At 73.8% G+C, this 13,717-nt stretch carries 2 protein-coding genes and 1 pseudogene; all 3 read right to left on the reverse strand.

Going from position 1 to position 13,717, the window contains the following annotated elements:
- Positions 1-38: 38 nt before the first annotated feature.
- Positions 39-1,349, reverse strand: coding sequence for a thioesterase domain-containing protein (locus ACIRL2_RS34990; RefSeq protein WP_402237712.1), 1,311 nt, complete (start codon positions 1,347-1,349; stop codon positions 39-41).
- A pseudogene (locus tag ACIRL2_RS34995) lies at positions 1,347-5,036 on the reverse strand (type I polyketide synthase); the annotation flags it as partial. The gene ACIRL2_RS34990 and the pseudogene ACIRL2_RS34995, both read right to left, overlap by 3 nt.
- The gene (locus ACIRL2_RS35000) at positions 5,027-13,717 is read right to left on the reverse strand and encodes a type I polyketide synthase (protein WP_402237625.1); all 8,691 of its coding nucleotides are present in this window, start codon (positions 13,715-13,717) and stop codon (positions 5,027-5,029) included. The pseudogene ACIRL2_RS34995 and the gene ACIRL2_RS35000, both read right to left, overlap by 10 nt.

The following is a 13,717-nucleotide window of genomic DNA, read 5'->3' on the forward strand; positions in this document are numbered from 1 at the left end:
TGGTGTTGTGCTCGCGACGTGCCGTGGTGGTGGAGCGGTCAGCCGGGCAGACCGGCCGCCCAGTCCACGATCGTCGCCGCCGTCAGGTCGGCGTGGTCCTCCAGCACGGTGAAGTGGTCACCGGTGATCCCGATCAGGTCGTGCGGCAGCGGCCAGTACGCCCGCCAGTCCCACCGGCCCTCGGGATCGATCACCGTGCCCCGTACCGGGGTCTGCGCCTGGGCGACCAGGGTCGGGGTCGCGATCGGCTGCGGCTTCCAATCGGCGAACAGCCGCTGATACCGGCCCATCGTGGTGAGGTTGGTGTCGTTCAGGGTCATGTCGTACTGCGCGACCCGGCCGAGCATGCCCTCGATCATCGCGGGCAGCCACCAGTCCATGCCCGGGACCAGCGCGGTGTCGATCGGGAACGTGTCGATCAGTCCCAGTCCGACCGGGCGCACCCCCTCGGCCTCCAATCGGCGGGTCACCTCGTGCGCGATGCAACCGCCCATCGAACGCCCCACCACGATGAACGGCCGCTCGCCCACGGCCGCCCGCACACTCTCCAGATGAATCTGGATCAGGGTGTCGGCGTGCTCGGGCAGCGACTCCTCCGCCGCGAAGCCCGGTGTCCGGAGCACGAACACGTCCCGCTCGCCCTGGAACACCTGCCCGAACCGGGCGTATTCGTGCGGTCCGGAGATCGCGCTCACCGACGGGAAGCACACGATGGCGGGCCCCGTGTCGCCGGTGGCCAACCGCAGCACCGGCTTGGCGTGCCGGTCGCGCTCGGCCGGCGGGAAGGACGGACGCAGGCCCGCCGAGGCCATGATCACCTCGGCCGCGGTGTTGTACTTGCCGGCCGCGCAGAGCTGGACGTAGAAGGAGGCCAGCGCGCCCTTGGCCACCTCGGTGGGCGCGGCATCCGAAGCCGGCGCCGGCGCCGGGGACGTGCCCTGTTCGGCCAGTTCGGCGTCCAGATGCAGGGCGAGGCCGCGCGGGGTGGGGTGCGCGATCGTGACCGTGGCGGGCAGCCGGAGACCGGTCGCCGCGGACAGCCGGTTGCGCAGTTCCACGGCGGTCAGCGAGTCCAGGCCGACCTCGAGGAACGCCTGTTCGGCGTCCACCGATTCGTCGTCCGCGTGGCCGAGCACGACGCCCAGTTCGGCACGCACCAGATCCACCAGGATCTCGACCCGCTCCCCCTCGGACCCCGCCGCGAGCCGCTGCGCGAACGCCGATGCGGTGCTCGCCGGCGCCGAGCGCACCGCCCGCCGGGTGCGCCGTACGGCTGCCGAGCCGGGTACGTCCGCATCCGCCGAGGCCCGCGACCGGGTGCCGCCGCCGGCCGGCAGGCCGCCGGGCACCGGGCGGGAGATCAGCGACCCGACCGACAACACCGGCGCGCCCCGCTCGTCCGCGGCCTCCAGGGAGACCGCGTCCGGACCGGCGAACGCGAGTCGCACCCGCAGCCGCACCGCGCCGGTCGCGTGCAGCCGCACACCGCTCCAGGCGTAGGCCAGGCTCGTCCCGGCCTGCTCACCGGCGGCCGCGGCCCGCCGCACGGCCTCGACCACCGCGATGTGCAGCGCCGCGTCCAGCAGCGCCGGATGCACACCGAACCGCGGTGCGTCCTCGGCCTGCTCCGGGGCCAGCGCGACGTCGGCGAACAGGGCGTCCTCGCCGCGCCACGCGGCCTGTAGGCCCTGGAAGACCGGGCCGTAGTCGATCCCTGCGGCGACGAGCACGTCGTAGGCGTCCTCGACCGGGACCTCGACCCCGTCGACGGGCGGCCAGTCGCCGAAGGCGAACGCGGCGTCCGTCCCGGCGTCGACCTCGGCCGTCTCCGGCGCCAGGAAGCCGCCCGCGTGCCGGGCCCAGTCCGCGTCGTCCGGCGCGTCCTCGGCCCGCGAGAACACCGCGAACCGGCGCCGCCCGTCCTCGGCCGCCGCGCCCACCGCGACCTGAAGGTGCACGGCCGTGTCCGGGTCGGTCAGGATCAGCGGCGCCTCGATCACGAGTTCGTCAACCGTGCCCAGGCCCACCTCGTCACCGGCCCGCAGCGCGAGTTCCAGGAAGGCGGACGCCGGCAACAACACCGTGTCGCGCACCGCGTGGTCGGCCAGCCACGGATGCGAACGCACCGAGATCCGCCCGGTCAGCAACACGTCGTCGCCGTCGCCGGCACGCACGGCAGCGCCCAGGAGCGGGTGTTCGACCGGGCGCAGGCCCAGCGACGCGGGCCCGGCCGTCGGATCGGCCGGAATCTGCCGCCAGTAGCGCTTGCGCTGGAACGCGTAGGTGGGCAAGTCGACGCGGCTGGGTTGGTGTTCGGCGAAGGCCGTGCCCCAGTCGACGGACACCCCACGCACCCACAACTCGGCGAGCGAGGTGTACAGGCGCTGCGCGCCGCCCTGGTCGCGGCGCAACGTGCCGACCACGACCGGACTTTCCCGACCCGCGTCCTCCAGCGTCGCCTCGATCGCGGCGGTCAGCACCGGATGCGGGCTCACCTCGACGAACACCCCGTGCCCGGATGCCGCCAACCCCCGGGTCGCCTCCTCGAACCGGACCGTCTCACGCAGGTTGGTCGCCCAGTACGCGCCGTCCATCCCGGTCGTGTCCAACCAGTCGCCGGTCACCGTCGACCACAGCGGCACCGACCCGGACGCCGGCGCGATCGCCGCCAGATCCTCGGTGATGTGTGCCCGGATCTGCTCCACCTGGGCCGAGTGCGACGCGTAGTCCACCGGAATCAGGCGGGCCCGGCCACCCTCGGCCGTCACCGCCGCGACCAGCTCCTCCAGCGCGTCCGGCTCTCCGGAGACCACCACCTGCCCCGGACCGTTCACGGCCGCGACCGAGATCCGCCCGTCCCACGCGCCGATCCGCGCGCGGACGTCCGGCTCGGCCAGCGCCACCGAGGCCATCCCACCGCGCCCGGACAACGCGACGATCGCCCGACTCCGCAGCGCCACCACCCGGGCGCCGTCCTCCAGGGACAATCCGCCGGCCACCACCGCCGCCGCGATCTCCCCCTGCGAATGGCCCACGACCGCGTCCGGGACCACCCCGAACGAGCGCCACACTTCGGCCAGCGACACCAGCACCGCCCACAACACCGGCTGGACCACATCCACCCGGTCCAGGGACGGCGCGCCCTCGGCGCCGGTGAGCACATCGATCGGCGACCAGTCCACGAACGGCTCGAGCGCCTTCGCGCACTCCGCGAAAGCCGCCGCGAACAGCGGTGACTGGTCGTACAGCTCCGCCGCCATCCCGGTCCACTGCGAACCTTGGCCGGGAAAGACGAACACGGTCCGGCCCACCGGTCCGGCCGACCCGGTGACCACGCCGGCCACCGACTCGGCGCGCAGCACCGCGCCCAGACCCGCGACCAGTCGGCTCCGGTCGCCGAGCACGACGGCGCGCTCCCCGAACGCGGCCCTGGTGGCCACCAGCGAGAAGCCCACATCCACGGTCGCGGGTGACGGGTCGGCGCCGAGCCGATCCGCCAGGCGACCCGCCTGCGCGCGCAAGGCGTCCGGGGTCTTCGCCGACAACACCCACGGCAGTACGGCGGGCTCCGGCGCGTCGTTGTGCTCGGCGACCTCCGGCTCCGATTCCGGGAGTTCCAGGATCACGTGCGCGTTGGTGCCGCTCACCCCGAACGCGGACACCGCCGCCCGACGCGGGCGGTCCGCCTGCGGCCAGGGCCGAGCCTCGGTCAGCAGCCGCACCCCGCCCGAGGACCAGTCCACGTGCGGCGTCGGCTCCTCGGCGTGCAGCGTCCTCGGCAACACGCCGTGGCGCAGTGCCTGGACCATCTTGATCACACCCGCGACACCGGCCGCGGCCTGCGCGTGGCCGATGTTGGACTTCAACGAACCCAGCCACAGCGGCCGTTCGGCCGGGCGGTCCCGGCCGTACGTGGCCAGCAGGGCCTGCGCCTCGATCGGGTCGCCCAGGGTGGTCCCGGTCCCGTGCGCCTCCACCACGTCCACGTCGCCCGCCGCCAGCTCGGCGTTGGCCAGCGCCTCGCGGATCACCCGCTGTTGGGCCGGGCCGTTCGGCGCGGTCAGACCGTTCGAGGCGCCGTCCTGGTTGACCGCGCTGCCGCGCACCACGGCGAGCACCCGATGACCCAGGCGCTCGGCGTCCGAGAGGCGTTCCAGGATCAGTACGCCGACCCCCTCGGCCCACCCGGTGCCGTCCGCCGACGCGGCGAACGCCTTGCACCGGCCGTCCACGGACAACCCGCGCTGCCGGGAGAACTCGACGTAGCCCATCGGCGACGCCATCACCGTGGCGCCGCCCGCGAGCGCGAGATCGCACTCGCCCGAGCGCAGCGACTGCGCCGCCAGATGCAGCGCCACCAACGACGACGAGCACGCGGTGTCCACCGTCACCGCGGGCCCCTCGAACCCGAAGGTGTAGGAGATCCGCCCGGACGCCACGCTGCCCAGCGTCCCGGTGCCCAGGTAGCCCTCCAACTCCTGCGGAACGCGGTCCGGGGCCGGCGCGTAATCTATCCCGGCGATTCCGGTGAACACCGAGGTCCGGCTGCGGCGCAGGCTCGTGACGTCGATCCCGGCCCGCTCGAACGCGTCCCACGCGGTCTCCAGGAGCAGCCGCTGCTGGGGGTCGGTGGCCAACGCCTCGCGGGGCGAGATACCGAAGAACGCCGCGTCGAAGTCCCCGGCGTCCGGCAGGAAGGAGCCCGCCGTCGTGTAGGTGGTGCCGGGCCGGTCGGGGTCCGGGTCGTACAGGTCTCGCAGGTCCCAGCCCCGATCGGTGGGGGCCTCACCAACCGCGTCCGTCCCGGATTCGACCAGCCGCCACAGGTCTTCGGGCGAGCCGACGCCACCGGGCAGCCGGCAGGCCATCCCGACGATCGCGATCGGCTCGCGCCGGCTCGCCTCGATCTCGTGCACCCGTTTCCGGGCCTGGCGGACATCGGCCAGCGCGCGCTTGAGGTATCCCCGGAGCTTGTCTTCGTCCGACATGGAACTGCCTTTCCTGGTGGGTTCGGTGGTCCGGGGGGTCAGAAGGATTCGACGTTGCCGTCGAGCAGGCCGAACAGTTCCTCGTCGCTGGCGGTGTCCAGATCGATCTCGTCCGAGTCGGCCGGTGCCGAACCGGAACCGACCGAGGGGTCGGCCCACTTGGTCGCGAGCACCCGCAGCCGGTCGAGGATCGCCAACCGCTGGGCGGAGTCGCCGAGGTCCGCCGACAGTGCGGCGTCCAGCCGGTCGAGTTCCTCCAGCGCGGACGGCAGCGGGCGGCCCGGGATCGTGCTCGCCGGTCGGTCTGCGAGCAACTCGGCGACGAACGCGGCGACCTCGGCCGGGGTCGGGTAGTCGAAGATCAGCGTGGCCGGCAGTTGCAGGCCCGAACCGGTGTTCAACCGGTTGCGCAGCTCCACGGCGGTCAGCGAGTCGAAGCCGAGTTCGCGGAAGGCACGTTCGGGCTCGACCGCGACCGGGTCGCCGTGGCCGAGCACGACGGCGGTCTCGGTGCGTACGAATTCCAGCACCACACCCTCGCGTTCGGCCGCTCCCAGGCCCGCGAGGCGGTCGGGGAGTGTGGGCGCCGCGTCCTCGACGGGCCCCCCGCCGGCCTCGCTCGGCAGGCCGAGCGCACCCGCGCCGCCCCGCGCGGTCCGGCTCCCGTCGAGCCAATAGCGCTCGTGCTGGAACGCGTACGTGGGCAACTGCACCCGGCGTGGCCGATACCCCGCGTAGGCCGCGCTCCAGTCGACGTCGATGCCGCGCACCCACAACTGGGCGAGCGAGGTATACAGGCGCCGCGCACCGCCCTGGTCGCGGCGCAGCGTACCGACCACGAGCGAGCGCTTCGTCTCGGCGGCCTCCAGGGTCTCCTGGATCGCCGCCACCAGCACCGGGTGCGGGCTCACCTCGACGAAGACCCCGTGCCCGGAGGCCGCCAGGGCTCGCGTGGCCTCCTCGAACCGCACGGTCTCCCGCAGATTGCCCGCCCAGTAGCCGGCATCCATCGACGCGGTGTCCAGCCACTCGCCGGTGACGGTCGACAGGATCGGCACCGTCCCGGACACCGGCGCGATATCGGCCAGATCGGTGACGATCCGGTCCCGAATCTCGTCCACCTGGGCCGAGTGCGACGCGTAGTCCACCGGGATCACCCGAGCCCGGCCACCCTCGGCCGTCACCGAGGCGACCAGTTCGGCGAGCAGTTCAGGCTCGCCGGACACCACCACCTGACCGGGACCGTTGACGGCGGCGATCGACACCCGCCCGCCCCAGCTCGCGATCCGCGCCCGCACATCCGCCTCGGGCAGCGCCACCGACGCCATTCCACCGCGTCCGGACAAGGCCACGATCGCCTTGCTTCGCAGCGCAACCACCCGCGCGCCGTCCGCCAACGACAACCCGCCCGCGACCACCGCCGCCGCGATCTCGCCCTGCGAATGGCCCACGACCGCGTCCGGGAGCACGCCGTACGAACGCCACACCTCGGCCAGCGAGACCAGGACCGCCCACAACACGGGCTGGACCACGTCCACTCGATCCAACGACGGCGCGCCCTCGACACCGGTCAGCACATCGGTGGCCGACCAGTCGACGAACGGTTCGAGCGCCTTCGCGCACTCGCCGAATCGGGACGCGAACACAGGTGACTGGCCGTAGAGTTCGGCTGCCATTCCGGCCCACTGCGAGCCCTGCCCGGGAAAGACGAACACCGTCCTGCCGAGCGTGCCCGCCGCCGATCCGGTCACCACGCCGGCGGCCGAGTCGCCTCGGGTCAGCGCGGCCAGGCCCTCGGTCAGCGACTCCCGTTCGCCGATCACCACCGCGCGCTCTTCGAGCACGGCCCGGGTGCCGATCAGGGCCGAGCCGACGTCCACCGGATCCGGGCCGCTCGCGAGGAGGTCGGCCAGTCGTTCGGCCTGTGCGCGCAGCGCCGGGACCCGCTTGGCGGACACGATCCAGGGCAGCACCGCGTCGGGGTGCGCGTCGCCCGGGTCGGGCTCGACCTCCGCCGGCGGCTGCTCCAGGATCACGTGCGCGTTGGTGCCGCTGACCCCGAACGAGGAGACCCCCGCTCGGCGGGGCCGCCCGGTCTCCGGCCACGGCTGGGCCTGCGTCAGCAGCCGCACCGCGCCCGCCGACCAATCCACGTGCGGCGTCGGCTCGTCCACATGCAACGTCCTGGGCAAAACCCCGTGCCGCAGCGCCTCCACCATCTTGATCACACCCGCCACACCGGCAGCCGCCTGCGCGTGCCCGATATTCGACTTCAACGACCCCAACCAGAGCGGCCGTTCCACCGACCGGCCCTGCCCGTACGTCGCGATCAACGCCTGCGCCTCGATCGGATCCCCCAACGTCGTACCCGTCCCGTGCGCCTCGACCGCGTCCACCTCACCGACGGCCAGACCGGAGTTGGCCAGGGCCTGACGGATCACCCGCTGCTGGGACGGACCGTTCGGCGCCGTCAGACCGTTCGAGGCACCGTCCTGGTTGACCGCGCTCCCCCGCACCACCGCGAGCACCCGATGCCCGTTGCGCCGCGCGTCCGACAACCGTTCCAGCAGCAGCATGCCGATGCCCTCGGCCCAGCCGACGCCGTCGGCGGCGCCGGCGAACGCCTTGCAGCGCCCGTCCACGGACAGGCCGCGCTGCCGGGAGAACTCGGTGAAGGCGCCCGGTGAGGCCATCACCGCGACGCCGCCCGCGACCGCGAGGTCGCTCTCGCCCAGCCGCAACGACTGCGCGGCCAGGTGCAGCGTGACCAGCGAGGACGAGCACGCGGTGTCGATGGTGACCGCCGGGCCCTCGAAGCCGAACGAGTAGGAGATCCGGCCGGACGCGACGCTGCCGGCGTTGCCATTGCCGACGTAACCCTCCAGTGCGCTGGGCACGTTGCCCGGGTGCGGCGCGTAGTCGTGGTACATCACGCCGGCGAACACTCCGGTCCGGCTGCCGCGCAGCGTGGTCGGGTCGATGCCGGCCCGCTCGATCACCTCCCACGTGGTCTCCAGGAGCAGCCGCTGCTGGGGGTCGGTGGCCAGCGCCTCGCGCGGTGAGATCTCGAAGAACCCCGCGTCGAACTCGGCGGCGTCGTAGAGGAAGCCGCCGTGGCGGGTGTACGACTTGCCGGCCGCCTCGGGGTCCGGGTCGAACAGGTCCTCGACGTCCCAGCCGCGATCGGTGGGGAACTCGCCCACCGCGTCGGTGCCGGATTCGACCAGCCGCCACAGGTCGTCCGAGGAGGCCACGCCACCCGGGAGCCGGCAGGCCATGCCGACGATCACGATCGGGTCGTCCGCCGTCGCGGCGAGCCCGCTCGCCGGCGCCGGCACCGGCGCGGCGTGCGTGTCCGGCAGGTCGCCGAGCAGTGCGCCGCGCAGGTGGTCGGCCAGCGCGCCCGGGGTCGGGTGGTCGAAGACCAAGGTCGCGGGCAGCCGCAGGCCGGTGGCGGTGTTGAGCCGGTTCCGCAGTTCGACCGCGGTGAGCGAGTCCATGCCCAGGTCGCTGAACGCGCGTCGGACGCCGACCGCCTCGGGGTCCGCGCCCAGTACGCCCGCGACCTCGGCGCGGACCAGGTCGAGCAGTGCCTGCTCGCGCTCGGCCGCGCCCAGCGCGGCCAACCGCTGCCCGAGCGAGGCCGGTCCGGCCGTCTTGACGGCCTGCCGTCGGCCCGGCCGCACGAGGCCGCGCAGCAACGCGGGAACCGTCTCCGGCCGGGCTCGCAGGCCCGCCAGGTCCAGCGGCGCCGGCACCAGCACGGCCCGGTCGATCCCGCTCGGGCCGCCGTCCGGCCGCACGGCCAGGTCGAACAGGCGCAGCCCGGCGGCCGAGCCCAACGCGCGGATCCCGGCCCGGGCCGCGCGGAGCCGGTCCGCCTCGGCCAGGTGCGCGGTCATCCCGCCCGCCTCGGCCCACATGCCCCACGCCAACGACACCGCGGGCAGCCCGAGCACCCGGCGTCGGACGGCGAGCGCGTCCAGGAAGCTGTTGGCGGCGGCGTAGTTGCCCTGCCCGGGGCCGCCCAGGGTGGCCGCCACCGAGGAGAACAGCACGAAGCCGGCCAGGTCCTGATGCCGGGTCAACTCGTGCAGATGCCAGGCCGCGTCGGCTTTCGGCCGCAGTACCGCCGCCAGCCGCTCGGGGGTGAGCGCGTCGAGCACACCGTCGTCGATGACACCCGCCGCGTGCACGACGGCGGTCAGCGGATAGGCCGCAGGCACACCGGCGATCAGCGCGGCCAGCGCCTCGCGGTCCGCCACGTCCGCCGCCGCCACGGTGACCCGCGCGCCGAGCGCGGTCAGTTCGGCGACCAGGTCGGCCGCGCCCGGGGTGTCCGGGCCCCGACGGCCGGTCAGCAGCAGCCGGCGCATGCCGTGTTCGGCGACCAGGTGTCGGGCGAGCAGCGCGCCGAGCACGCCGACACCACCGGTCACCAGGACGGTGCCCTCGGGGTCCCAGCCGCGCACCTCGCGCGGATCGAGCGCCGCGGCCCGGCGCAGGCGCGGCGCGTACGGCGCTCCCGCGCGGATCGCCAGTTGCGGTTCGTCGGCGGCGAGCGCGCTCGCGTGGGCCGCGCCGAGCACGGCGTGTGAGGCGGGTTCCTCGTCCAGGTCGATCAGCACGATTCGGCCCGGCTGTTCGGACTGGGCGGAGCGGACCAGACCGGCCACCGCCGCGCCGGTCGGATCCGGTACGTCGCCCTCGGTCACCGCGAAGGCGCCGCGGGTGAGCACCAGGACACGTTCGGCGTCGCCTTGGAGCTGCGCCAACACCCGCGCGGTCTCCCGGTGTACGGCGGCGAGTGTGTCCTCGGCGGCCTCGACCGTCACCACGAGCGTTCCGTCGGCGAGCCGCATGCCGTCCGTGCCGAGTGCGATCACCGGGGCCGGCGAGCCCGGTGCGTCGACCACCACGTGGTCGACCCAGGCGAGTTCGAACAGCGCGTCCGTATCCGCCGCCTGCGACCCCTCCAGCTGATCCGCCGTCACCAGCCGTGTGGCCAGCGTGTCGATCGACACCACCGGTGCGCCGCCTGCGTCGGTGGCCGTCAAGGTCAGCTCGCCGGGCCCGGTCACCGAGATCCGGATCCGGAGCGTGGTGGCGCTGGAGGCGTGCAGTCGCACGCCGTTCCACACGAACGGCAGCCGGCGCCCTTCCGTGTCCCGCGATTCGTCCAGGCCGTCCAGGGAGGCGACGTGCAGCGCCGCGTCGAGCAGTGCCGGGTGGATGCCGAACAGGGCTGCGTCGGCGTGTTGTTCGGCGGGCAGTTCGGCTTCGGCGAGGATCTCGTCGCCCAGCCGCCAGGCGGCCCGCAGGCCCTGGAACGCCGGGCCGTAGTCGATCCCGGCCTCGGCGAGCGTGGCATACGCCCGGCTCACGTCGATCGCCGTCGTGCCCGCCGGCGGCCACACCTCGCCCGCGGCGCCATCGGTCCGCGTCCGGTCCTCGGCGGCGGCCAGGAAGCCGACCGCGTGCCGCGTCCACGGCGCGTCCGACTCGGCGTCCTCGGGCCGGGCGTACACGGCGATCGGCCGTCGGTCGCCGCGATCGTCCTCGGGGCCGTCGACGACGACCTGGAGATGTACCGCGTCCCGCTCACGCAGGATCAGCGGAGTCTCGATCACCAACTCGTCGACGGTGTCCAGGCCGACCTCGTCGCCGGCCCGGATCGCGGCCTCCACGAAGGCTGTTCCGGGCACCAGGACCGAACCGAGCACGACGTGCGCGGCCAGCCACGGGTGGGTGCGCACCGACAGTCGCCCGGTCAGCAGCACCGCGTGTGATCCGTCGTCCGCCGCCGCGCCCCGGCCGGTGGCCACCCGCAACGAGGCGGCCAGGAGCGGGTGATCGGCGGTGGCCAGCCCCAGGCCGGCTGCGTTCCCGGCCGTCGTGGCGGGTTGCTCGATCCAGAAGCGTCGGTGCTGGAAGGGGTACGTGGGCAGGTCGACCCGGCGTGCGCCGGAACCGGCGTACAGCGCGGCCCAGTCCACGTCGGCGCCGTGCGTGTGGGCGGTGCCGAGTGCGAGCAGCGCGGTGTCCGCCTCCGGCCGATCCCGGCGCAGCGCCGCCGCGAAGGCGGGCGGGTGGTCGCTCGCGGGCGCGTCGGCCAGGCTGTCCTGGGCCATCGCGGTGAGCACGCCGTCCGGGCCGAGTTCGAGATATGTGGTGACGCCGGCCGTCGCGAGGTGTGCGATCACGTCCCGGAAGCGGACCGCGTTGCGCACGTGCGCGACCCAGTGGCCCGGGTCGCCCAGTTCCTCGATCCCGGCCGGTCGCCCGGTGAGGTTGGAGACCACCGGGACGCGTGGCGCGCGATAGGTCAGCGTGGCGGCGACGCGCTCGAACTCGGCGAGCATCCCGGTCATCAGCGGCGAGTGGAACGCGTGGCTGACCCGCAGTCGTTTGGTCTTGCGGCCCTGTGCGGCGAAGCCGGCGGCGATCTCCAGGGCCGCGTCGGCGTCGCCGGAGAGCACGATCGAGCGCGGGCCGTTGATCGCCGCGATGCCCACCTCGTGCTCGCGCCCGGCCAGCGCGGCGGTGACCTCCTCCTCGCTCGCCTGCACCGCGATCATCGCGCCGGTGGTGGGCATCGCCTGCATCAGCCGGGCCCGGGCCGCCACGAGTGTGGCCGCGTCCGCGACGGTGAGCACGTCCGCCACGTGCGCGGCGGTGAGTTCGCCGAGCGAGTGCCCGGTGACGAAGTCCGGCCGCAGGCCCCACGACGCGTACAACCGGTACAGCGCGACCTCGATCGCGAACAGCGCCGGCTGCGCGTACACGGTCCGGTCCAGGTGTTCGGCGGCGCCCTCGGCGACGCCGAACACCACATCGCGCAGCGGGTACGGGACGTGACCTGCCAGCTCGCCGTCCAGCGCGTGCGCCACCTCGTCGAACGCGGCGGCGAACACCGGATAGGCGTCATACAGTTCACGGCCCATGCCGACGCGCTGGCTGCCCTGTCCGGTGAACAGGTAGGCGAGCGGCCCGGATCCGGCGGCCGAGCCCCGGACCAGGGTCGGGGCCGGCGTGTCGGCGGCGAGCGCGTCGAGGCCGGCCAGGAAGCCGGCCAGGCCGGTCGGCGTGTCGGCGCCCGCGACCAGCACGGCGCGCTCGTCGAACCGGGCCCGGCCGGCGGCCAGCGAGTAGCCGATGTCCACGACATCGGTCGCCTTGACCGCCGCGCCTCGTACGTGTGCCGCGAGCCGGGCCGCCTGCGCGCGCAGCGCGGCCGGCGTCCGGGCCGAGAGCAGCCAGGGCGCGGCGGCGAGCGTGCCCTCGCGCTCCTCCTCCTCCGCGGTGGTCGCCGCGACGGCTTCCGGCTGCTCCAGGATCAGGTGTGCGTTGGTCCCGCTCGCGCCGAACGCCGAGATGCCGACCCGGCGCGGACGTCCGGTCTCCGGCCAGGGCGTGGCCTGCGTCAACAGCCGCACCGCGCCCGCCGACCAGTCCACGTGCGGGGTCGGCTCGTCCACGTGCAGCGTCCTGGGCAGCACGCCGTGTCGCATCGCCTCGATCATCTTGATCACGCCGACGATTCCGGCGGCGGCCTGGGTGTGTCCGATGTTGGACTTGGCCGAGCCGATCCACAGCGGTCGATCCTCGGGGCGGTCCTTGCCGTAGGTCGCGATCAGCGCCTGCGCCTCGATCGGGTCGCCCAGCGTGGTCCCGGTGCCGTGCGCCTCGACCGCGTCGATGTCGGCCGCGCTCAACCGGGCGTTGCGCAGTGCCTGCCGGATCACCCGCTGCTGGGACGGGCCGTTCGGCGCGGTCAGACCGTTGGAGGCGCCGTCCTGATTGACCGCGCTGCCCCGCAACACGGCCAGCACGCGATGGCCCAACCGCCGTGCGTCCGCCAGCCGTTCGACCAGCACCAGACCGGTGCCCTCGGACCATCCGGTGCCGTCCGCCGCGCCCGCGAACGCCTTGCAGCGGCCGTCCGGGGCCAGGCCGCGCTGCCGGGAGAACTCGACGAAGCCCAGCGGCGAGGCCATCAGTGTCACGCCGCCGGCGAGCGCGAGATCGCATTCGCCGCTGCGCAGCGAGTGTGCCGCCAGGTGCAGCGCGACCAGCGAGGACGAGCACGCGGTGTCCACGGTGACCGCCGGGCCCTCGAAGCCGAACGAGTAGGCGATCCGCCCGGACGCCACGCTTGCCGCGTTGCCGTTGCCGATGTAGCCGCCGACCTCGTCGGGCACCTCGCTCAGCCGGGCCGCGTAGTCCTGCCCGTTGAGGCCGGCGAAGACCCCGGTCCGGCTGCCCGCGAGCGTGGTCGGGTCGATGCCGACTCGTTCGAAGAGCTCCCAGGCGGTCTCCAGGAGCAGCCGGTGTTGCGGGTCGGTGGCCAGCGCCTCGCGGGGCGAGATGCCGAAGAACTCGGCGTCGAACCCGGCGATGTCGGACAGGAACGCGCCCTTGCGGGTATACGACTTGCCTGGTCGATCGGGGTCCGGATCGTACAACTCCTCGACGTCCCAGCCTCGGTCCTCGGGGAAGTCGCCGACCACGTCGACCCCTTCGGCCAGGATGCGCCACAACTCCTCGGGCGACTCGGCGCCGCCGGGCAGCCGGCACGCCGCCGAGACGATCGCGATCGGCTCGGGCGTCGGGTTCTGCGCCTCCTTGAGCCGTTCCCGGGTCTCGTGCAGCTCGACGGTGAGCCGCTTGAGCAGGTGGCGGATCTGCTGGTCGCTCATTGTGGTTGTGCCTTTCGCATGGACCGACAA

Source organism: Embleya sp. NPDC127516 (genome assembly GCF_044765325.1).
Lineage (GTDB): Bacteria > Actinomycetota > Actinomycetes > Streptomycetales > Streptomycetaceae > Embleya.